We start from the raw sequence: 21,877 nt of genomic DNA on the forward strand, positions 1-21,877 counted from the left end.
AGGCTATAGGTGTAAAGGCAGTAATGTCATAGCCAAGTAGTACTAATAACCCATAGGCTTATTGTACGCCTGTTTTTTTAAAACGAGAACAATATATTATATTATTTACAAGTCATGTCTCTTATTTCAATATGTTAAGATATTTGTTTATCCTACGTGATAAACGCTGTATGCTAAAGGATTTAGATCTAATAGCGAGCAGCTATAACTTAAGGTGGTTATAGCGATGGGGCTCACCTCTTACCATTCCGAACAGAGAAGTTAAGCCCATTAGCGCCGATGGTACTGCATTTGTGGGAGAGTAGGTCGTTGCCTTTTTTAATCCTCAACATTTATTTGTTGAGGATTTTTTTTGTTTATTATTTATTGAAATAACGAATAGAGTAGCGCTTAAGAGAACAATCTTCGTTATACTTCCGCGTAAGCGTTAGGATTTAATTTGTTATTTGATGAGTTGCAATAGATATTTTGAAGCTTAGTTTAATCAAAAGAATTTGGTTTACATTCGATTGTGCCTCCTCTTTTATTTAAATTTAAGTAGTAGATAGGGTAAAATAATATTTGAGATCTCCTGAAATTATTTAAATTTATTTAATATAGAATGTTATTTTGCATTAAGTTGTTATAGTTAAGCCTAAATATGGCTTATTTTGTATTGTGTGCGTTGAAAGCTGGGCTTATTATATAGTTAGGTTTAATTATCAGTATATATCTATACATTAATACCATTTAAATATCTACTAAACGAAAAAAGAGGTTATTTGAACTAAATCAAATAACCTCTTTTTTTATGTTGAAAATTTATTATTTTAATGTGTAAACTATGCGTTTAGCATAACTGGCATAACAAGCATAGTAATATGCTCACCTTCATCTAAACCATCAACAGGAGTTAAAATACCAGCTCTGTTTGGCATACTCATTTCTAGTTGAACTTCGTCTGAGCCTAAATTGTTAAGCATTTCGGTTAAGAAACGAGAGTTAAAACCAATTTGCATATCATCACCTTGATAATCGCAAGTTAAACGTTCTTCGGCTTTGTTGCTGTAATCTACATCTTCAGCTGAAATATTTAATTCTGCACCTGCAATCTTTAAACGAATTTGGTGCGTTGTTTTGTTAGAGAAAATACTAACACGACGTACAGAGTTTAAAAACTGTGTTCTGTCTATAGCTAATTTATTAGGATTCTCTTTAGGAATTACTGCTTCGTAATTTGGATATTTACCATCTATTAAGCGACAAATTAACTCTGAATTTTCAAAAGTAAATTTCGCATTACTTTCGTTATAGTCTATAGTAACTTCGTTTTCACTACCGGCTAAAATTCCTTTTAATAAGTTTAAAGGTTTTTTAGGCATAATGAATTCGGCTACTTGGTTAGCTTGCACATCAGCACGTGTATATTTTACTAATTTGTGAGCATCTGTAGCTACAAAGGTTAAGCCTTCTGTAGAGAACTGAAAGAATACACCACTCATTACTGGACGTAAATCATCATTTCCCGCAGCGAATATTGTTTTGCTAATTGCTGTTGCTAAAATATCTCCGACAATAACTGTTTTACTTGGATCTTCTAAAGCTACAGCTTTTGGGAATTCATTTCCATCCGCATAAGCTAAAGCATATTTACCATGGTTTGAGCTAATTTCAACGGTGTTATTATCTTCTACCACAAAAGTTAGAGGTTGCTCTGGAAACGTTTTTAAAGTATCTAATAATAAACGTGCAGGAATGGCAACACTGCCTTCGCTGTCACTTTCAACGTCTAATGTCGAAGCCATAGTGGTTTCTAAATCACTAGCCGAAACTGTAAGTTTGTTATGGTCTAATTCAAATAAAAAATTATCTAAAATAGGTAAGGTGTTCGAACTATTGATTACACCACCTAAAACCTGTAATTGTTTTAACAAATAAGTACTTGATACTATAAATTTCATGTGTTGAATTATATTTTTTAGAGGTCAGGTGTTACATTTATTTTATAAGTCTAAAACAAGAAAAAAGTATGTTTAGTTATAAATGTTTCATCTATTAACTTAGTTAAAATTGTAATTATGCTACTTACAAATATATTCTTTAAGACTTATATTTGGAAACAAACTTATTAACATTTAAGCACTATGTTTTTTCTTTCTAAAGTAATTAAAGCTAAAGCCGAATATAGCCAACAAAACCAATGGTAGTGCAATGTTAATAAGTTGCCATTGTGTTTTTTCTGCAGATATTCTTTGTCTGTTTAAGAAGGCTACTGCAATTTCTTTAGATCTAATGTTTATAAGTCCGTTATCGTCGAGTAAATAATTTACTGTATTCAATAAAAATTCTTTGTTACTGTAATTTTTTCCTGTCCATCGATCGAAGCCTAATTCTTGAGGTACGTTTTTAATAACATCATTCTTTATAACGTCGCCATCAGCAATAATAACTATTTTGGTTGCTGTGCTTTTTTCTTTGCTATTTAATACTTTAAAAGGCTTAATTCTATTACTATAAACGGATTGGAATTCACCTTCGAGTAGAATGGCTAAAGATTGTTTTCCTGAGTTAAATTCCTTAGGATTTTGTTCTTGAGTTACTACGTCTAAACTTATTTTTCTTGGTGTACCTTCTAATCGTGTTATTGGGGCTGTTTCTAAAAGAATGGTTTTTTCTATATCATTTTTTAGTGTATCAATTTGGTTTGCAAAATCGAATTTTACTAAATCTAAATTATTTACAATTGGGTGGTTGCTATTGGAACTACCAAATGGAGAATAAGGCCAACGTAAATTTTGAAATTGTGATTGGCTACCTTCACCTATGGCTACTGTAATTGGGGCAGAGTATATAGATGATACCATTACCGGGTTTATACGAATACCATATTTAAAGAAAAAATCGGTTAAATTTAAATTTCTTTTAATAGCAAAATTTTCTCCTAAAGTATTGTATAAACTATCTTTTTCAATAGAAACAGCATCGATAAGCCAAAGACTTTTTCCTCCATGCATGGTGTATTGATCTAATACAAGTTTTTCACTTTCTGTAAAAGCTTCGGTTGGTTTAGCTGAAATTATTAAATCGAACTCATTTAATTCGTTTAGTGTTGTTTGTGGTTTTTTTGCAACACTATCCAAAGTAAAAGGAGCTATTAAATAATATTCACCTAATTTTTTTACAAAATCGGCAATGTACTTATCTTCCAATTGCTCGTTACCTTTTAGAATTGCAATTTTCTTACTTTTAGGATTGGTAAGTTTACTAAACCCATCCGCGAAAGCGTATTCTAAATGCTGTACCGAGTTACTTACTAACTCTTGTTGGTTGGTGCCAATTTTGTTTTTAATTAACGGAATTGTCACCGTTTGGTTGTTATAACTAGCCAATGCCCAAGGAAAAATAATAGCTTGTGTTGAAGCTCCATTTTCTTGAACACTCATTTGCATGGGGGTTAAACCTCTTTGGGTAAGCTGTTCTATAATAATATCACGATTTGCTTCATCTTCCAACGGATTGAAAAAATTGAATATAATATTTGAATTTTCGGCTTCAAATTCTTCGAGCAATTGTCTAGTTTCAGTTTGTAAACGTCTAAATTCCGAAGGAAAATTTTCGCTTTCCAGAAACACATCAATTATTATGGGAGTGTCTACATTTTTAATAATATCTAAACTAGCCTCACTTAAGGTATAGCGTGAATCTTTAGTTAAATCGAAACGTTTATGTATTCCGTTAACAGCACTATTCAGGATAAAGAAAACAACAAAAAGACTAGCAATTTGTATCCACGATTTTTTCTGAAGTTTTTCATTTTTAATACCTTTTATGGATATAAAAATAAAAAAGGCCGTTATACTTATAAAATATAAAATATCGCGAGTATCTAGAACGCCACGACTAATACTTTTATAATGCGAGCTCATACCCAGCTGATCAATAAAATTGCTAGAAGCAAAATCGGCAATACCTTCAAAACCAATATAAAACAAGAAACATAAAAATACTGAAGTTATAAAAGCTACAATTTGATTATCGGTAATTGTAGAAGTGAAAATGCCAATAGCTGTATATGCGGCAGCTAAAAAAAGTAAACCCAAATACGAGCCATGTGTGCTACCAATATCTAAATTTCCGACAGGATTCCCTAACTGGTTTATAGTGTAAACGTATAGTAATGTTGGTGCAAGAGCTATTAAAATTAAAATAAAAGCTCCAAAATATTTACCTAAAACAATACGAGTGAGTGATGTTGGTTTTGTCAATAGAAGTTCTAAAGTACCTTGTTTTTTTTCATCGGAAAAACTTCGCATGGTTACCGCCGGAATTAGAAATATTAAAATCCATGGAGCTAACAAAAAGAAAGGTGATAAGTCGGAAAACCCGTAATCTAGGATATTGAAGTCACCTTTAAAGACCCATAAAAATAGTCCGTTTAGTAATAAAAAAATGCCAATTACTAAATAACCAATAGGCGATGCGAAAAATAAGTTTATTTCTTTTTTGAGTATGGCGAGCATATGTTTTACAAATGTAATCGCAATTATAAATTATTGCTTTATTATTATTTTACTATTAATCTAAAGTTTCCAATCTATCTAGACTCCAAGCCTCTGGTCTAGAACTAAAAAGCGGCTTTAAGGTTTTCCAAAGTGCTTTAAACTCTTTAGATTGTCTGTATTCTTGCAATTGGGCGTCACTATCCCAGTAGCTGTAGGTAAAAAGTATATTCGGATTGTTTTTATCACGATACAATTCTAAAAAAGTACAACCGTTAGAAGATCTGATTCTAGTTTTATTATTTTCAAAACTTTCTAAAAAAACGTCGACATTCTGTCTGTAAAAAACCATTTTAACAATTCTAACTAACATATTTTACTGTTTTGGTTATTCCTCCAAAAGGATTGTATTGAGATGCTTTATTTTTTAAATACGACCATCTAGTGCAATTTGACTTTTGGCAATAACAGAAGAAGCACTAAAATTAACACTTACAGCATCCATAATGCCTAAACCTAATAAAGTAGATGCACTACCCACGGTAGATGGGTTACTTTTAAATACCGAAATTTCTAAAAAACCACCAGAGTTAAAAACTACTAACTTCCGCCCTTCGTCTTGCCGCTTTTCAACAGGAATATCGAAGTTTACAATATCGCTATATTTTAGATGAATTTTTTTAAACTTATAATTTCTTGCCGAAATTTCAAAATCGCGTCCTTTTTGTACACTCTCAAAAAAGCTGCGTTTAATATTGGTAACCACGTTTCCATAATTATCAATATAAATTACACTACCAACAATTTGAGTTTTATCATCATTAACAAAAGGCTCAATATTTTTAATCGGCTTAATGCTATTTATGGTTTTTCCAACCACATCTAAAGTTCCGCCACGAGCAATATGGCAGGCTACTTTTACAAAAACATCTAAAACAGGGAAACTTGTTTGTATTTTATCGTGAATATTAATTTCAACAATTTTTTCAGGAACAATTTCCGAGCAAATCATACTCATAATCCCATTGTTGGCACAAATAAAATAATGCCCATCTAGTTTTACCGCAATATGTTTGTTTTCGGGGTTAATTTCTGAGTCAATGCCAATAATGTGTATCGTGCCTTCAGGAAAACTACTATAAGCATTTTGGATAATATATGCCGCTTCTGGAATACTAAATGGTGATACATTATGCGAGATATCAACAATATTAACATCGGGCAACTCACTATAAATAGCACCTTTAGTAGCGCCAGTAAAGTGGTCTTTTAAGCCAAAATCTGATGTTAATGTTATTATAGCCATGAACGAAATTGTTGATATGTTTTTAGCGTTTTGTCCTCTAAAATTATGTATTTTTGAGATGAACACTTACGAGATACAAACCTACATAAATTTTTGTTTTCGTTTTTATATTTTAAATGAAAATTGAGAGGTTTTAATATCTAATTTAGTTAAAATTAAAACAACGCCTTTGAATGAAATCATCATTGAATTAGAAGAAATTACGCCTAAAGAGTTTTTTGGCGCACAAAATGTAAATATTGAACTTTTAAAAAAGTACTTTCCTAAATTAAAAATTGTAGCCCGGGGCAATCAAATTAAAGCTTTCGGAGAAGAGGAAATGTTAGACGAATTTAATCGTCGGATGACCATGCTCATCAAGCATTTTACAAAGTATAATAAGTTAGACGAAAACGTTATTGAACGTGTTTTAACAAGCCAAAGTAGCGACGATTATATTGCATCTGCTAAAGGAGGCGAAGTTATCGTGCACGGTGTAGGCGGTAAACTTATTAAAGCCCAAACTGCCAACCAACGCAAATTGGTAGAGCTTATGCATAAAAACGATATGGTTTTTGCCATCGGCCCAGCCGGAACAGGAAAAACATATACTGGTGTAGCATTGGCGGTACAAGCTCTAAAGAATAGAGAGGTAAAACGTATAATTTTAACAAGGCCTGCTGTAGAAGCTGGCGAGAATTTAGGTTTTCTGCCAGGCGATTTAAAGGAAAAGTTAGATCCGTATATGCAACCACTTTACGATGCACTTCGTGATATGATTCCTGCTGAAAAACTAGCACAGTATATTGAGAATGGTACTATACAAATTGCGCCATTAGCTTTTATGCGTGGTAGAACTTTAGATAATGCTTTTGTTATTTTAGATGAAGGGCAGAATACAACACACGCCCAAATGAAAATGTTTTTAACTCGTATGGGGAAACACGCTAAGTTTCTATTAACTGGAGATCCAGGACAAATAGATTTACCTAGACGAACTATTTCTGGACTGAAAGAAGCACTTTTAATTTTGAAAAACGTAGAAGGTGTTGGTATGATTTTTCTAGATGATAAGGATGTTGTACGCCACAAGCTCGTTAAAAAAGTAATTGAAGCTTATAAAAGTATTGAGAATATAGATTAATATCTATACCTGTTATTTAATACATAAAGAAAAAGCCAGTTTTTAACTGGCTTTTGTTATTTCAGCCTTTTTAATTATAACATATTGACTTAGTGTTTCTAACAGAAATACATCCTATAATTCTATAAACATTACCTAAAATCCTGTAACTTTTTTAAGTATAAGTTTTAGAAATTTGCATATAATTATAAACGAAATATATTATGAAAAAAATACTTTTAGTAGCAGTCTTATTAGGTTTTAACTCAGTTTTTGCACAGGAAGATGTAGAAATAACATCGGATAATTCTTGGTTAAAGGCCGGAATAATAACAGGAATACCAGTAGGTGATGCAAGCGATGTATCTTCTTATTCTTTAGGTTTAGATTTAAGAGGGCAATATTTAATTAATCCTAATATTGCAATTGGAGTAGCATCAGGTTATAATCACTTTTTTGGAAAAGATAATATTGATGATTTTGGAGTAATTCCTGCAGCAGGTTTCTTCCGTTATTATTTTACACCAAATGGTTTGTTTTTAGGAACAGATGTTGGGTACGGTTTTTTAACGAATGTGGAAAATAATGATGGAGGACTATATGTTAATCCGCAAATTGGTTATCACAATAAAGATTGGAATTTCTATGCTTATTATCAAAATACGTTTGCAGAATATGATGTGGATGTACAAAATGTAGGCGTAGGCGTTACCTATAATATTAGATTTAAATAATTCAACATAGTTATTTAATAATACTTAAAAGGAGAAATGTATATTTCTCCTTTTTTTATTTAGATTTGTTTGGCGATAGTAAACAAATTACATTTGCAAAACAAACAACATTCTACTTCTAATGAACACAATTACTGATACTAATTTCAATTTTCCTGGACAAAAAAGTCTTTATAAAGGAAAAGTAAGAGCCGTATATAATATTAATGATAACGAGTTAGTGATGGTAGCTACCGATCGTTTATCTGCCTTTGATGTTGTTATGCCAAAAGGCATTCCTTACAAGGGACAAATATTAAACCAAATTGCTACAAAAATGATGGATGCCACTAAGGATATTGTCCCTAATTGGTTAACCGCAACACCGGATCCAAATGTAGCAGTAGGGCATTTATGCGAGCCTTTTAAAGTAGAAATGGTAATTCGTGGTTATATGTCTGGTCATGCAGCACGTGAGTATAAAGTAGGTAAACGCATACTTTGTGGCGTTGCCATGCCAGAAGGGATGAAGGAAAATGATAAGTTTCCAAACCCAATAATTACGCCAGCAACAAAAGCTGAAATGGGTGATCATGATGAAGATATTTCTCGTGATGATATTTTAAAGCGCGGTATTGTTTCTGAAGAGGATTATGTAGTTTTAGAAGATTATACGCGTAAATTATTTCAAAGAGGAACAGAAATAGCTGCTTCTCGCGGATTAATTTTAGTAGATACAAAATATGAATTCGGAAAAACTAAAGATGGAAAAATCGTCTTAATAGATGAAATTCATACACCAGATTCTTCACGTTATTTTTATGCCGATGGTTACCAAGAACGTCAAGAAAAAGGAGAGGCTCAAAAGCAACTTTCTAAAGAGTTTGTACGTCAATGGTTAATAGCTAACGATTTTCAAGGTTTAGAAGGACAAACGGTTCCTATTATGAGTGATGAATATATCCAATCGGTATCTGATCGTTATATTGAGCTTTATGAAAATATTACAGGAGAAACCTTTGTAAAAGCTGATGTATCTAATATTGAAAAACGTATAGAAGCTAATGTTTTGGCTTATTTGAAGTAGTGTAAAATATATTTAATAAAAAAGGTCTTATATTCTAAGGCCTTTTTTTTATCAATAATTTCACTTTAAGTTTTAGAGTAAATTATAACAACGCAACTAAATCCATTGGAGTATTTAATATATGTTTCGCTCCATTATCGATTAATTCTTTTTTGTCTCTAAATCCCCAAGCTACACCAACTGCTAGCATGTTTGCGTTGTTTGCAGTTTGCATATCAATATTAGTATCTCCAACAAAAATAGTTTCTTTAGGTAATGCATCTAATAACATACATATCTCCAATGCTACATTAGGATTCGGCTTTTTATCAGCTTCAATTTTTAATCCTAAAACAATTTCAAAATAGTCTATAAATAATGTGGACACTACTTTTTTGGTAAGTGCGTCTGCTTTGTTAGATAAAATTCCTAATTTTAATTGTTTCGATTTTAAACGATTTAAAAGTTCAATGATATTCTTATAGGGCTTGGTTTTATTAGTACAGTGTAGGCTATATACCTTCATCATAGCTTCAAAACACGTGTTTATCTCTAATTCACTTCGATGATATTCGGGTAAAGCATTAACGACCAAATTCTTTATACCGCTACCAACTAAATTCTTATAGTTTTCGTAGCTGTGTGTGGGGTAATTGTAGCTTTTAAGAACAGTATTCATAGCATCGGCTATATCTTCTATAGAATTAACTAATGTGCCATCCAAATCAAAAATAATAGCTTTATATGTCATTTAACTTAAAAAATGAAAAGGTTAATAGTTCAGTTTAACTTCTCGATCATTCAACGGCTGCTCATTTCTGTAATTGTTAATTGGCATATTGTTTCTTAACTTTAAAACTTCTTTTACCGATAGCGTAATTGGTTGTTTAAAAACGAGCCAATTTACACCTTCTGTGCACGGTGGTGTGGTTAGAGAGCCACCATATGAATAGTAGTTTTTATCTTCTAAAAACAGACTAGATAAATCTATTTTTTGATGAATAGCTTTTGTTTCTCCATTACTAATAGGTAAAAAACTTTCGAAAAATTCGAATAATTGACTGTCATTTCCTTCTTCTCCCATAATACCTAAAACGGCAATTCGGTTTGATTTGCTAACATGTACCAAATGCATTTCTATGGGATAGATTATTCCATTTATTTTATGTTCCGATGGTTCATGAAAATGAATTTGCTTTAAATAGAAATTTTCATTCTTGTAATTTATCGAATCACCATTCTCAAAATCGAACTGAACGGAATGTCCGTTGTTTATTACTTTACTGATATGTGTAGACGGCGTATAAAGTATTTTTAAATCGCCTTTTGTAGCCGATGAGTCTGCATCTTTATTAATAATATTTATAGGCGATTGGTGTTTGCCATTACAATCGGAATTTTTTTCAATCTCAATCCAATGTTCTGGCGAAGTTTCGCCAGCATAGCTCCAATGAGAGACTTTTGCTATTTCATTCGAGAGGTCTGTTTTATTATAATCTTTGCAGGATATAAAACATGCTAATAAGGCAAACAGAGGTAAAGAGGTTTTTTTTATCATTTTGCTAAGTTTTACCTTGCAAAATTAGATATGTATTTTTATATAAAACCTTACATTTATCATGTGTTTTTATGATTAAAGCTTGTAAGTATATCTTAGATGAATAATTTGGTTTATAGTGCAATGTTAGATTTCTGAATATACTAAAGCGGTTTTTTCTTTTTTGGCTTACTAGCTTTTGCCAAAGGATTATAGTTAAGGCATAATTGTATCCAATATTCTAAATCGTCTTCGGTATCAAAACCTTCAGGAGTTACATAAATATAACCTTTCATAGCGCGTCCTGTAAAATCCATAGATAAGCATTCTGGTTTTTTAAGCTCATCTAAATAAACACTTTCACCAATTCGTGCCATAATCAAACTATCTCCATAGTTTTTATTGATAAAAATTGCGCAAAGCATTTTGTTATCAACTTTAAAACAGAGACCACCCATCATTTTTAATTCAGAAAAATAGATTTGTTTATCATTTAGAACGCGCCGTATTCTATCGGCTAAATAAGCATCGTAAGCCATAATTAGTTTTTAAATTTTCCTGAAAGTTTTCTAATTAAATTATAAATGAAGGCGTTTGTTTTAGCATAATAGAAGGCAATAAAACAAACCACCATTATAAAAACAATTGCACCTAGTACAGCTTGCGTAGGGTCTAAAGATTTTCTGAAAAACCTATTTAAACCCAAGCCTGTAAAACTTCCGTAAAGAATTATAAAATGAATAACATAGATGGATAGTGTTTTTTCGCCTATTCTAGTAATTATAGATTGTCTTAAAAAACGCTCTAAACAGTAAAAAACACCAAATAAAATTAAGGTATCGCCAAGTCTAGTAAAAAGATAATTATAATAGGCACTTTGTTTTAGTAACTCAATATCTGTTAAGAGATATAGTCTAATTAGCATTGGTGATGATTGAAATATAAGGAAGAACCCAGTAGCGAAAAAAGTTATAATCGCTATTAATTCAAAATGTTTACGATGTAGATGTCTAAAAAACACAGTAGACAAAAAAGCTCCAAAAAAGGAGTAGCCTATCCATGGTAAAATAGTGAAAACTGAACCGTTTTTTGTTGTAATGTAATTGGCTAAAACGAGTGGTGTATTAGGTAAATCTATTGATCGATATAATGGTTCTGAGATAAAACATAAACAACCTAGCGTAAAAAGTACGAACGAGAATAGGTAATTGTATTTTTTGAAAATTAAATGTAGTCCCGCTAAAGTGATTAAGGCAAGCCCGATACATTGCAACACATCAACTATAAAAAAGCGATTGTTGAAATTTCCGGAGAGCCAGTTAAAAATATCTAAGCGTAAACTATAGCCAATAAAAAGTAATAACAAACCGCGAAATAATCCTTTTTTAATTCTAGGTTTATCGTTTCCTTTAGCATGAGCACGTAATAGTAAATACGAAAAAACAAGCCCGGAAATTGTAAAGAATGTAGGTGCAGTAAAGCCACGGAAATAAACCCAAATATTATAAATAGTATTTGTGTCGCTTCTGTATGCTCGAGCGAGTAAATTATCAATAAAATGCCCTTGGAGCATCATTAAAATGGCAAATGCTCGAACGGCATCAATAAAATATATTCGGTTGGTTTGCAATAAAAATGAGTTTTGAAATATAAATATACTTTTAAAAAATGTAAAGGTCGTGTTTGTAAATTGATATATTTATAAAATCAACTTGAAAGCATGGAACAAATTATAAAAATATTTTCAGATTACGCCTGGGGTTTACCTTTGGTTTTGTTATTAATAGGTGGCGGTTTTTATTTATTAATACTCTCAAGGTTTTTACCATTTAGGTATATTGGTCATGCTATTCAGGTATTAAGAGGGAAGTATGATAATCCTGATGATCCTGGAGAAATATCACATTTTAAAGCCTTAACCACAGCATTATCCTCTACCATTGGCATGGGAAATATTGCTGGTGTAGCCGCAGCTATTTCACTAGGCGGACCAGGTGCTATGTTTTGGATGTGGGTAAGCGCCATTGTTGGTATGTCTACAAAATTCTTTACATCATCATTAGCCGTTATGTTTCGAGGTAAAGATAGTAATGGCGATTTACAAGGAGGCCCGATGTATTTTATCACCGAAGGTTTAGGTAAATCTTGGAAACCGTTAGCTATCATGTTTAGTGTGTTTGGTTTAATTGGGGCTTTGCCTGTGGTAAACGTAAACCAATTAACGCAGGCTGTAAACGATATTCTTTTAAAACCAAATGGTATTGAGGTTGGGTTAAAATCAAACCTTATTTTGTCATTAATTTTAGTGAGTTTAACTTCCGTTATTATCCTTGGAGGTTTAAAACGAATTAGTAATGCAGCATCAAAATTAGTTCCAGCTATGGTGCTTTTATACTTTGCTTTAGTGCTTTTTGTTCTAATTTCGAATTACCAAGTTGTTCCAAAATATTTTATGATGATTTTTAGTGATGCCTTTGCGGCGAATAATTTTAAAGGTGAACCCTTTTTGGGAGGTGTTGTTGGAGCCTTAATTTTGTTAGGTATTCGTCGAGGCGCATTTTCTAACGAAGCCGGAATTGGTACGGCTCCCATGGCACATGGTGCTACAAAAACGGCAGAGCCAATTCGAGAAGGGTTAGTGGCTATGCTAGGGCCAGCAATCGATACATTGGTGGTCTGTACACTTACAGCATTAGCTATTTTAGTTACAGGTGTTTGGCAAACTACGGAAGATAATGGAGTGAGTTTAACAGCTTCTGCATTTAGCGAATCTATGCCAATTTATGGTAAGTATTTATTAATGGTTTGTGTGGCTGTGTTTAGTATTTCTTCTTTATTCTCCTATTCTTATTACGGTTCAAAATGTTTATCTTTTTTAATAGGTGCTGATAAAAAACACTATTACAACTATATCTACATTTTAAGTATTGTATTAGCGGTAACCACACCTTTTAGCGTAATGCTTAATTTAATTGATGGAGTATTTGCACTTATGGCAATACCAACGATGTTAAGTACCATTATTCTTGCTCCTAAAGTTTTAAAGGAGGCAAAGGCCTATTTTAAGAGATTAGAAGCTTAGAAATAGTATTCATTTTTTTTAAAAACAGCGAAATGTGTAACTAAAAAAAAGCTAATTAATTGTTTTTGAAAGAGTCACGTGTTTTATATTAATTTTATGTGTAGATTTAGCGTTACCAACTGGTAGCATTTAACTTCTAAACGTGAATGTTACCTGCTCACTTTACCAACTAACTAAATTACACCATGACAGACAAAGACCGGGCGAAAGCCTATTGGAAAGAAAACATTAAATATGTGCTTCTGCTATTATTTATATGGTTTATAGTTTCTTTCGGCGCAGGAATTATTTTTAAAGATGCGTTAAACACCGTTAGACTTGGCGGTTTTAAACTCGGTTTTTGGTTTGCTCAACAGGGTTCTATGTATGTATTTGTTGTGCTAATATTCGTTTACGTTCGTTTAATGAATAAGTTAGATAAAAAATACGGGTATGATGTATAGCGGTTTTCTCGCGGGTTTAGGCGTTCAAAATTGGACATACATTTTAGTAGGTATTACATTTACTATTTATATTGGTATATCCATTTGGGCTAGAGCTGGTTCTACTAAAGAGTTTTACGTTGCCGGAGGTGGTGTTTCACCTTTAGCAAATGGTATGGCAACAGCAGCCGATTGGATGAGTGCTGCGTCGTTTATTTCCATGGCAGGTATTATTTCTTTTGCAGGTTATGATGGGGCCGTATATTTAATGGGATGGACAGGCGGATACGTGTTGTTAGCTCTATTGTTAGCACCTTACTTGCGTAAGTTCGGTAAATTTACGGTTCCAGATTTTATTGGTGATCGTTACTATTCTAACACCGCACGTTCTGTTGGTGTCTTTTGTGCACTAATTGTATCTTTTACTTATGTTGCAGGTCAAATGAGAGGCGTGGGCTTAGTTTTTTCGCGTTTTTTAGAGGTAGATATCAATACAGGTGTTATTATTGGAATGATAATCGTTTTATTCTATGCCGTTTTAGGAGGAATGAAAGGTATTACATATACGCAAGTCGCTCAATATTGTGTACTTATTTTTGCTTTTATGGTTCCGGCAATATTTATATCAATTCAAATGACGGGGAATCCTATTCCGCAATTAGGTTTTGGTAGCCAGTTAGCCGATGGTTCGGGAACTTACCTATTAGATAAACTTGATGGTTTAAGCACCGATTTAGGTTTTGCTGAATACACAGAAGGATCGAAATCTATGATTGATGTGTTTGCTATAACACTGGCTTTAATGGTTGGTACAGCAGGGTTACCTCACGTGATTGTTAGATTCTTTACAGTGAAAAGAGTAAAAGATGCAAGGAAATCGGCTGGTTTAGCATTATTGCTAATTGTAATTTTATACACAGCAGCACCAGCAGTATCGGTTTTTGCGCGTACAAACATGATAGAAACCGTATCGAACCAACCATATGCAAATATGCCAGAATGGTTTACAAAATGGGAAACCACAGGTTTAATTGTTTTTAATGATAAAAATAACGACGGTATTATTCAATACGTCGCAGATGAAAGTAAAAACGAACTTATTGTCGATAACGATATTATGGTTTTGGCAAATCCGGAAATAGCAAAATTACCAGACTGGGTAATTGCTTTAGTTGCAGCAGGTGCATTGGCAGCAGCCTTATCTACAGCAGCAGGTTTATTATTAGTAATATCAGCATCAGTATCTCACGATTTAATTAAAAAAATGATTAAGCCAGATATTAGCGAAAAAGGAGAATTAATTGCAGCACGCCTTGCAGCAGTAGTCGCTGTTTGTGTAGCTGGTTATTTCGGTATTAATCCGCCAGGTTTTGTGGCGGCAACGGTTGCGTTAGCTTTCGGTTTAGCGGCAGCTTCATTTTTTCCTGCTATTATTTTGGGTATTTTCTATAAAAAAATGAATAAAGAAGGCGCCATTGCAGGTATGGTTGTCGGTATTTTTTCGATGTTGTTTTACATGACCAAGTTTAAATTTGGTTGGTTTGGTGGTGGTACAAAAGCCGATTGGTGGTTTGATATTTCACCAGAAGGATTTGGTACGGTAGCCATGGTAATCAATTTTGTAGTTTCTGTAGTTATTATGAAGTTTACCCCAGAGCCACCAGAATATGTTCAGGAAATAGTTGAAAATATTAGAATACCAAGTGGGGCGGGAGATGCGACACATTAAAATATAATTGTTTGCCTTACTACAAGAGTAAGCGTAAAAAAAACTGGTTGTATATATCTTTTAAAGATAAATGCAACCAGTTTTTTTTTAAATAATCTGCGAGTTATTGAATAATACCAGCACAGCCAATACGAGCACCGGCGTCGCCCGAGGGTTGAGATTTCATATCATCTACACCTAAATGTACAATAATAGCTTTACCCAAGATATCTTTAGTTTTATCACCACAGCCCATACACCATTCGTCTGTGGTTTTTGTAATGGTTGCAATTCCGTTCGCATTTGCTGTTAAGTTTCCTATATCACCTTTATGATAACCTGTGGAATCACCCCAAGCACCATGTGGTTGTGCAGTAGGATTCCAATGTCCACCAGAGGATTTCCCATCATCCGAAGAACAGTCTGCTTTTTCATGAATATGGATGGCGTGTTTACCAGCTTCCAGTCCAGAAATGGTACCGTTCATGGTTACTTGTCCGTTTTCTTCAGTAAAATTAAGTGTTCCTTTAATATCACTTCCGCTCTTTGGCGATAATAAAATGGATAAATCTTTATTCTCTACTATGGTGTTTTCAACGTTTTTAACAGCTTCAGTTTCTACAGTGGTTTCATTTTCTTTTTTAGAATTTTTACAAGAAATGGCAAATACAAGCGTAAATGCGAGTACTACTAATTTTAAATCTTTCATAATTTTTCTGCTTTTTAGTAAAGTTAAGAAGATAATTAGTCTATTACAAGTTGTAGCTTGTTTCTTTAATTATAACGTTTTTTGTGTTTTTTGGAGGCTAGACTTTTTTTACTTTGAAATTTTACGATTTTAAAAGAAGATATGGTAAACTTATTTACTTAATGACGCCTTGAATTGCTGAGGAGTTATAAGTTCTACTTTTTTAAATTGGCGGTTAAAATAACTCGTGTTATTAAAGCCAGATTTAAAAGCCACTTCGGCCATTCGGAAATCTTTAGATTCCTTAATTAGTTTTTTAGAGAACTTTATTTTTTCAGAATTTATATAATCGATAGGAGAGATGCCTAGGGTGTTTTTAAATTTCTTATGAAAATGAGATGTACTCATACATGCTTTTTTAGCTAGTAAATCGACACTAATATCCTTATTAGTCAGGTTGTTTTTTATAAACTTAATAACCATACCAATTCGGGTATCATTAAAAATAGATTCGGTATCGTTAAGTATAAAAGCCTTGGCTTTAGTTTGCAGTAAGCGTACCACAAGTTCTTGTATCATTAAATCGAGCAACACATCTTTAGAGGTGTTGTTATTAGTAAAGGTGTAAACTAAGCGTTCCACAAGGTGATTTACATCGGTGTTATTAATAAGGTGCGATGCATTTTCGTCTAGTTTCCAGGTATTGTTTTCATTTTCTATAGCAACATGGTGATTAAATTTTTGAACAACTTCGTCTATTTTACTACCATCAATGCCTAGAGCTAAACATTGCGTTGGACTATCTAGGCTTGCTAAGGGGAAATCAATAACCATTTCTTTGTTGGTTGGCATGACTACAGATTCTCCGGGGAAAAAATCAAAAGACTCTAAACCATCAATATGCATCACTTTCTTTCCGGTAAGCATACTCGCAATTATCGGAAAATCGAATTTAAGCGCTACTTTTTCGGCGTAAGCGTGTGTTTCGTATATGTTTAATTCGGCATACTCCGCATTGTACGTGGTTCGGTTTTCAACTAAAGTTGTAAGTTTTCTAGTGCTTCGGTGGTGGTTTAGTAGCTGGCTCATAATCAATAATACAAAAAAAGATGCGTGTTAATGGCTATATAATAGATACGTTCAATGTTTCGATAATTATGTTCAACTCGTTCGTGATTTGATAATATAACTTTATCGAAACTAAGTATTAAGCAATTTATTAATAATAAAAATATGAATATGTTAAAATAAAGTAAATTCATGTTAATTATTGAGAATTAAATTGATAGATGTTTAACCAACAACAAAAACTGAGAACAAATGAGTTATTCTAAACCAAAATTTAAGGAATCGTATTCTAATTTTATCAACGGAAAATTTGTACCACCAATTGGAGGTGAATATTTTGAGAATACATCGCCTATTGACAATAGTTTAATAGCAAAATATCCGAGATCGCAAAAAGAAGATGTAGACTTGGCGCTCGATGCGGCTAATGCTGCAAAAGAATCTTGGGGAAATACGCCAGCCGCAGAACGTGCTGCGTTGCTAAATAAGGTAGCCGATATTATTGAAGCTAATCTTGAAGAATTTGCCTTAGTGGAAACCTGTGATAACGGGAAGCCTATACGCGAAAGTTTAAATGCCGATATACCTTTGGCAATAGACCATTGGCGTTATTTTGCAGCTTGTATTCGTGCCGAAGAAGGTAGTGCCACCGAGCTAGACGCAAACACACTATCTATGAATATTAAAGAACCACTAGGTGTGGTTGGGCAAATAATTCCGTGGAATTTTCCTTTGTTAATGTTATCATGGAAAGTGCCACCAGCTTTGGCTACAGGGAACTGTGTGGTTTTAAAACCGGCAGAACAAACACCATCATCGGCTACATTATTAATGGAGAAAATTGCCGATGTATTTCCTCCTGGTGTTTTTAATATTGTACATGGTTTTGGCCCAGAAGCGGGAAAACCGCTAGCATCTAGTCCAAAAGTAGATAAGGTTGCCTTTACAGGGGAAACCACAACGGGGCAATTAATTATGCAATATGCTTCAAAAAATCTAAATCCGGTAACCATGGAATTAGGCGGAAAATCTCCAAATGTATTCTTTAATTCGGTAATGGATCATGATGATGCCTTTTTAGACAAAGCTATTGAAGGCGCTGTTTTATTTGCTTTTAATAGTGGTGAGGTTTGTACGTGCCCGTCTAGAATATTAGTGCAAGAAGATATTTATGATGCTTTTATGGAACGTGTTGTGGCTAGAACAAATGCCATTATTCAAGAGAATCCTTACGATGTGAATACCATGCTTGGTGCACAGGCATCTAATGATCAATATGAAAAAATACAGGCTTATTTAAAAATTGGTAAAGAAGAAGGTGCAAAGGTGCTAACAGGCGGCGATGCTAAAAAGCTAAGTGGTGAATTTGCAAACGGATTCTACATTCAGCCAACTATTTTAGAAGGCCATAATAAAATGCGAGTCTTTCAAGAAGAAATTTTTGGTCCTGTTGCTTGTGTTACAAAATTTAAAGATGAAGCCGAAGCATTGGAAATTGCTAATGATACACTTTATGGTTTAGGTGCTGGGGTTTGGACGCGAGATGCACACCAACTATATCAAATACCGAGAGCTATAAAAGCTGGTCGTGTTTGGGTTAATTGTTACCATGCTTACCCAGCGCATGCTCCATTTGGAGGTTATAAAAAATCCGGCTTCGGTCGTGAAAATCATGTGATGATGATGAATTATTATCGTCAAACAAAAAACATGCTCATTTCTTATGACAAGAATAAGTTAGGTTTCTTTTAAAATGAAATTAATAGTTTAAGACTTAAAAGGTTGAACCATGCAGTGTTCAGCCTTTTTTGTAAAATTCAATTTAAAATTATGAAAAGAGTAGAAATCACAAAAGAAGCAGCAGTTGTAGTAGAAGCGTTGAAGGCAAAGCATGGCGAACTTATTTTTCATCAAAGTGGTGGTTGTTGCGACGGATCGGCTCCAATGATTTTTGAAAAAGACGATATGTATCTCGATGAAAGCGATATTTTGTTGGGTAGCGTAGCAGGAGTTAATTTTTATATGAATCAAGATCAGTTCGAGTATTGGAAACACACCCATTTAACAGTAGATGTCACTGAAGGACGAGGCGCAAGCTTTTCTTTAGAAATACCATTAGGACTCCGTTTTTTAATTCATTCGCGTTTATTTGATGAAGCAGAACAAGCGTTTTTTAAAACCGTTTAAAATTTAATTGTTTTAAACACACTTATTTTGTTAACAAAACCTAAAAACAAAGTCAAATACATATTATTTTGCTATTTTAGAAGTCAGAACTGAATAGCTTTTTTAAAAGTAGAATTCAGTAAAGTATTTCCACTTTTTTTGTTAAAAACCAACTAAAAACATATCATGAGTAATTATCACATAAAACATTTAGAAGAATATTATCAAGTCTATAGAAAGTCGGTTAGAGAACCCGAAAACTTTTGGGAAGAAATTGCTGAAGAGCATTTTATGTGGCAAAAAAAATGGGATAAAGTTTTAAGTTGGGATTTCTCGAAGCCAGAAGTAAAGTGGTTTCAGGGTGCACAATTAAATATTACAGAAAACTGTATCGATAGGCATTTGCCAACGCGAGGCGATAAAACGGCTATTTTATTTGAGCCTAACGACCCGAAGGATCCAGCTGAACATATTACGTACAACCAATTGCACGATCGTGTAAATCAGTTTGCTAATGTTTTAAAAAATAGAGGTATTGTAAAAGGCGATCGCGTTTGTATTTACTTACCAATGATTCCCGAATTGGCTATTGCCACTTTAGCATGTGCTAGAATTGGTGCCATTCACTCGGTGGTATTTGCAGGTTTTTCTGCTACAGCATTATCAACTCGAATTAACGATTCCGATTGTAAAATAGTAATTACTAGCGATGGTTCTTATCGTGGCTCAAAAACTATCGATTTAAAAGGTATTGTAGACGAGGCTTTAGAGAGTTGCCCTGGAGTTAAAGATGTTTTGGTGGCTAAACGAATTAATACAGATATCCATATGGAAGCTGGGCGTGACCAATGGTTGCAACCACTTTTAGATGCAGCATCTACCGTTTGCAAAGCTGAGGTTATGAATGCTGAAGATCCGTTATTTATTTTATACACATCAGGTTCTACCGGAAAACCAAAAGGCATGGTGCATACCACAGCCGGATATATGGTTTATACAGCTTATACTTTTAAAAATATATTTCAATATAAAGAAAACGATGTGTATTGGTGTACTGCCGATATTGGTTGGATTACTGGACATAGTTACATTCTCTACGGTCCGTTAACAAATGGGGCTACAACTGTATTATTTGAAGGTGTACCAAGTTATCCAGATTTTGGACGCTTCTGGGAAATTGTAGAAAAACATAAAGTAAATCAGTTTTACACCGCACCAACAGCAATTAGAGCGTTGGCAAAACAAGGTGTGGAATTAGTAGAAAAATACGATTTATCATCATTAAAAGTGCTTGGTTCGGTAGGCGAGCCTATAAACGAAGAAGCTTGGCACTGGTATAACGATAATGTCGGGAAAAAGAAAAGCCCTATTGTTGATACTTGGTGGCAAACAGAGACTGGCGGAATTATGATTAGTCCAATTCCATTTGTAACACCAACAAAACCAACTTATGCCACGTTGCCGTTTATTGGTATTCAACCGGCTTTAATGGATGAAGAGGGCCAGGAGCTAAAAGGCAATCAAGTCGACGGACGGTTGTGTATAAAATTCCCTTGGCCAAGTATGGCTAGAACTATTTGGGGAAACCACCAACGTTATAAAGATACCTACTTTTCGGCTTACGAAAACAAATATTTTACAGGCGATGGCGCCTTGCGTGATGAGGTAGGTTATTACAGAATTACAGGTCGTGTAGACGATGTTATTATCGTTTCTGGTCATAATTTAGGTACCGCTCCTATAGAAGATGCTGTTAACGAGCATCCAGCAGTTGCAGAGTCTGCTATTGTTGGCTTCCCGCACGATATTAAAGGAAACGCACTTTATGGTTATGTTATTCTGAAGGATTTTGGTGAAACTAGAGACCATAATAACCTAAGAAAAGAGATTAATCAAATGATTACCGAGTCTATCGGGCCAATCGCGAAACTAGATAAAATTCAGTTTACCGTAGGATTGCCAAAAACGCGTTCGGGTAAAATTATGCGACGTATTTTGCGTAAAATAGCAAGTAACGATACTAGTAATTTAGGTGATACAAGTACATTATTAAACCCAGAGGTTGTGCAGGAAATAATGGATAACGTACTGTAGTTTAATTTATCAATCATTTAAAAATAAATCGTTAATAACACCTTTTTCTAAAGGTGTTATTAACCCTAAAATAGATATATAGTTAGTACTAACTATATACAATTGTTGTAAGCAATAGCGCGGCTATCGTTAGATAACTTTCAATACAAATATTATTTACGCAAAAGGAATAAAAAAAGGCAGTTAAAAAAGTGTATTATTTAGAAAATACGCTTCCAAGTTTTCGGCGATAAAAGCCGTGAAAATGTATTTTCAAACGAGCGGTGTCGTATAAAACTTGATTACTAAGGTATAAGATTTAAATTAGAATGTCAAGTTCTCTATTAAATAAATCTTATATCGGATATGTTTTAACTGCCTTTTTTTGAGATCATTATAAAGTGGTTGCGCCTGAAAGAGACGACTTATACCACAATGTATAAATCATATCGTTTATAAAAATAATTG

At 33.5% G+C, this 21,877-nt stretch carries 19 protein-coding genes and 1 rRNA gene; 10 read left to right on the forward strand and 10 right to left on the reverse strand.

Annotated features, from left to right (window positions below; genetic code table 11):
- The first annotated feature begins 210 nt into the window (after positions 1–210).
- Positions 211–318, forward strand: a 5S ribosomal RNA gene (gene rrf, locus BM246_RS19245).
- Positions 319–821: 503 nt separating this feature from the next.
- Here rrf and dnaN read toward each other — a convergent pair.
- The 4 genes from dnaN to BM246_RS19265 form a co-directional block, all read right to left on the reverse strand.
- A complete protein-coding gene (gene dnaN / locus BM246_RS19250) occupies positions 822–1,940 on the reverse strand; it encodes a DNA polymerase III subunit beta (RefSeq protein WP_042501518.1) in 1,119 nt (372 codons plus the stop codon).
- Positions 1,941–2,114: 174 nt separating this feature from the next.
- Positions 2,115–4,499 (reverse strand): gliding motility-associated ABC transporter substrate-binding protein GldG, encoded by a 2,385-nt coding sequence (gldG, locus tag BM246_RS19255; protein WP_074940567.1) that lies wholly within the window; start codon positions 4,497–4,499, stop codon positions 2,115–2,117.
- Positions 4,500–4,554: 55 nt separating this feature from the next.
- Positions 4,555–4,851 (reverse strand): putative quinol monooxygenase, encoded by a 297-nt coding sequence (locus BM246_RS19260; protein ID WP_042501520.1) that lies wholly within the window; start codon positions 4,849–4,851, stop codon positions 4,555–4,557.
- A 54-nt stretch (positions 4,852–4,905) separates the two neighbouring features.
- A complete protein-coding gene (locus BM246_RS19265; RefSeq protein ID WP_074940570.1) occupies positions 4,906–5,784 on the reverse strand; it encodes an SAM hydrolase/SAM-dependent halogenase family protein in 879 nt (292 codons plus the stop codon).
- A gap of 169 nt (positions 5,785–5,953) precedes the next feature.
- Between BM246_RS19265 and BM246_RS19270 the strand changes: the two genes are divergently transcribed.
- The 3 genes from BM246_RS19270 to BM246_RS19280 all read left to right on the forward strand — a co-directional run bounded on the left by BM246_RS19270 (position 5,954) and on the right by BM246_RS19280 (position 8,686).
- Positions 5,954–6,907, forward strand: coding sequence for a PhoH family protein (locus tag BM246_RS19270; protein ID WP_042506941.1), 954 nt, complete (start codon positions 5,954–5,956; stop codon positions 6,905–6,907).
- Positions 6,908–7,110: 203 nt separating this feature from the next.
- Positions 7,111–7,620 carry a hypothetical protein gene (locus BM246_RS19275; RefSeq protein WP_042501523.1) on the forward strand — a complete coding sequence of 170 codons (510 nt, stop codon included), beginning with the start codon at positions 7,111–7,113 and terminating at the stop codon, positions 7,618–7,620.
- A gap of 121 nt (positions 7,621–7,741) precedes the next feature.
- Positions 7,742–8,686 carry a phosphoribosylaminoimidazolesuccinocarboxamide synthase gene (locus BM246_RS19280; protein ID WP_042501526.1) on the forward strand — a complete coding sequence of 315 codons (945 nt, stop codon included), beginning with the start codon at positions 7,742–7,744 and terminating at the stop codon, positions 8,684–8,686.
- Positions 8,687–8,768: 82 nt separating this feature from the next.
- On the opposite strand, the gene BM246_RS19285 is transcribed toward BM246_RS19280, so the two are convergent.
- The 4 genes from BM246_RS19285 to BM246_RS19300 all read right to left on the reverse strand — a co-directional run bounded on the left by BM246_RS19285 (position 8,769) and on the right by BM246_RS19300 (position 11,832).
- Positions 8,769–9,416: an HAD family hydrolase gene (locus tag BM246_RS19285; protein ID WP_074940573.1), complete on the reverse strand. Its 648-nt coding sequence runs from the start codon at positions 9,414–9,416 to the stop codon at positions 8,769–8,771.
- A 21-nt stretch (positions 9,417–9,437) separates the two neighbouring features.
- Positions 9,438–10,223 carry a carbonic anhydrase gene (locus tag BM246_RS19290; RefSeq protein WP_074940576.1) on the reverse strand — a complete coding sequence of 262 codons (786 nt, stop codon included), beginning with the start codon at positions 10,221–10,223 and terminating at the stop codon, positions 9,438–9,440.
- 143 nt (positions 10,224–10,366) lie between these two features.
- The gene (locus tag BM246_RS19295; RefSeq protein WP_042501530.1) at positions 10,367–10,741 is read right to left on the reverse strand and encodes an RNA methyltransferase; all 375 of its coding nucleotides are present in this window, start codon (positions 10,739–10,741) and stop codon (positions 10,367–10,369) included.
- A 2-nt stretch (positions 10,742–10,743) separates the two neighbouring features.
- Positions 10,744–11,832 carry a heparan-alpha-glucosaminide N-acetyltransferase domain-containing protein gene (locus BM246_RS19300; RefSeq protein ID WP_074940579.1) on the reverse strand — a complete coding sequence of 363 codons (1,089 nt, stop codon included), beginning with the start codon at positions 11,830–11,832 and terminating at the stop codon, positions 10,744–10,746.
- A 90-nt stretch (positions 11,833–11,922) separates the two neighbouring features.
- Between BM246_RS19300 and BM246_RS19305 the strand changes: the two genes are divergently transcribed.
- The 3 genes from BM246_RS19305 to BM246_RS19315 all read left to right on the forward strand — a co-directional run bounded on the left by BM246_RS19305 (position 11,923) and on the right by BM246_RS19315 (position 15,435).
- A complete protein-coding gene (locus BM246_RS19305; RefSeq protein WP_074940581.1) occupies positions 11,923–13,284 on the forward strand; it encodes an alanine/glycine:cation symporter family protein in 1,362 nt (453 codons plus the stop codon).
- 185 nt (positions 13,285–13,469) lie between these two features.
- Entirely contained in the window at positions 13,470–13,727 is a 258-nt protein-coding gene (locus BM246_RS19310; RefSeq protein ID WP_042506933.1) for a DUF4212 domain-containing protein, read from the forward strand.
- Positions 13,717–15,435: a sodium:solute symporter family protein gene (locus BM246_RS19315; RefSeq protein ID WP_174564439.1), complete on the forward strand. Its 1,719-nt coding sequence runs from the start codon at positions 13,717–13,719 to the stop codon at positions 15,433–15,435. Before BM246_RS19310 ends, BM246_RS19315 begins: the two co-directional genes overlap by 11 nt.
- Before the next feature lie 103 nt (positions 15,436–15,538).
- On the opposite strand, the gene BM246_RS19320 is transcribed toward BM246_RS19315, so the two are convergent.
- Complete coding sequence (locus BM246_RS19320; protein ID WP_042506931.1) at positions 15,539–16,123, reverse strand: superoxide dismutase family protein; 585 nt, start codon at positions 16,121–16,123, stop codon at positions 15,539–15,541.
- Positions 16,124–16,273: 150 nt separating this feature from the next.
- Positions 16,274–17,191, reverse strand: coding sequence for an AraC family transcriptional regulator (locus BM246_RS19325; protein ID WP_074940586.1), 918 nt, complete (start codon positions 17,189–17,191; stop codon positions 16,274–16,276).
- A 231-nt stretch (positions 17,192–17,422) separates the two neighbouring features.
- On the opposite strand from BM246_RS19325, the gene BM246_RS19330 reads away from it, so the two are divergent.
- The 3 genes from BM246_RS19330 to acs all read left to right on the forward strand — a co-directional run bounded on the left by BM246_RS19330 (position 17,423) and on the right by acs (position 21,430).
- Positions 17,423–18,922: an aldehyde dehydrogenase family protein gene (locus BM246_RS19330; protein ID WP_042506927.1), complete on the forward strand. Its 1,500-nt coding sequence runs from the start codon at positions 17,423–17,425 to the stop codon at positions 18,920–18,922.
- A 78-nt stretch (positions 18,923–19,000) separates the two neighbouring features.
- On the forward strand, positions 19,001–19,357 hold the full coding sequence (locus BM246_RS19335) for a DUF779 domain-containing protein (protein WP_042501552.1): 357 nt from the start codon (positions 19,001–19,003) through the stop codon (positions 19,355–19,357).
- A 165-nt stretch (positions 19,358–19,522) separates the two neighbouring features.
- Positions 19,523–21,430: an acetate--CoA ligase gene (acs, locus tag BM246_RS19340; RefSeq protein WP_074940589.1), complete on the forward strand. Its 1,908-nt coding sequence runs from the start codon at positions 19,523–19,525 to the stop codon at positions 21,428–21,430.
- Positions 21,431–21,877: the final 447 nt, after the last annotated feature.

The organism is Algibacter lectus (genome assembly GCF_900112395.1).
GTDB classification, from domain to species: Bacteria; Bacteroidota; Bacteroidia; order Flavobacteriales; family Flavobacteriaceae; genus Algibacter; species Algibacter lectus.

Coding starts and splice junctions, on each gene's coding strand:
- dnaN (WP_042501518.1), bottom strand. CDS start 1,940: ATGAAATTTATAGTATCAAGTACTTATTTGTTAAAACAATTACAGGTT.
- gldG (WP_074940567.1), bottom strand. CDS start 4,499: ATGCTCGCCATACTCAAAAAAGAAATAAACTTATTTTTCGCATCGCCT.
- BM246_RS19260 (WP_042501520.1), bottom strand. CDS start 4,851: ATGTTAGTTAGAATTGTTAAAATGGTTTTTTACAGACAGAATGTCGAC.
- BM246_RS19265 (WP_074940570.1), bottom strand. CDS start 5,784: ATGGCTATAATAACATTAACATCAGATTTTGGCTTAAAAGACCACTTT.
- BM246_RS19275 (WP_042501523.1), top strand. CDS start 7,111: ATGAAAAAAATACTTTTAGTAGCAGTCTTATTAGGTTTTAACTCAGTT.
- BM246_RS19280 (WP_042501526.1), top strand. CDS start 7,742: ATGAACACAATTACTGATACTAATTTCAATTTTCCTGGACAAAAAAGT.
- BM246_RS19285 (WP_074940573.1), bottom strand. CDS start 9,416: ATGACATATAAAGCTATTATTTTTGATTTGGATGGCACATTAGTTAAT.
- BM246_RS19290 (WP_074940576.1), bottom strand. CDS start 10,223: ATGATAAAAAAAACCTCTTTACCTCTGTTTGCCTTATTAGCATGTTTT.
- BM246_RS19295 (WP_042501530.1), bottom strand. CDS start 10,741: ATGGCTTACGATGCTTATTTAGCCGATAGAATACGGCGCGTTCTAAAT.
- BM246_RS19305 (WP_074940581.1), top strand. CDS start 11,923: ATGGAACAAATTATAAAAATATTTTCAGATTACGCCTGGGGTTTACCT.
- BM246_RS19310 (WP_042506933.1), top strand. CDS start 13,470: ATGACAGACAAAGACCGGGCGAAAGCCTATTGGAAAGAAAACATTAAA.
- BM246_RS19315 (WP_174564439.1), top strand. CDS start 13,717: ATGATGTATAGCGGTTTTCTCGCGGGTTTAGGCGTTCAAAATTGGACA.
- BM246_RS19320 (WP_042506931.1), bottom strand. CDS start 16,123: ATGAAAGATTTAAAATTAGTAGTACTCGCATTTACGCTTGTATTTGCC.
- BM246_RS19325 (WP_074940586.1), bottom strand. CDS start 17,191: ATGAGCCAGCTACTAAACCACCACCGAAGCACTAGAAAACTTACAACT.
- BM246_RS19330 (WP_042506927.1), top strand. CDS start 17,423: ATGAGTTATTCTAAACCAAAATTTAAGGAATCGTATTCTAATTTTATC.
- BM246_RS19335 (WP_042501552.1), top strand. CDS start 19,001: ATGAAAAGAGTAGAAATCACAAAAGAAGCAGCAGTTGTAGTAGAAGCG.
- acs (WP_074940589.1), top strand. CDS start 19,523: ATGAGTAATTATCACATAAAACATTTAGAAGAATATTATCAAGTCTAT.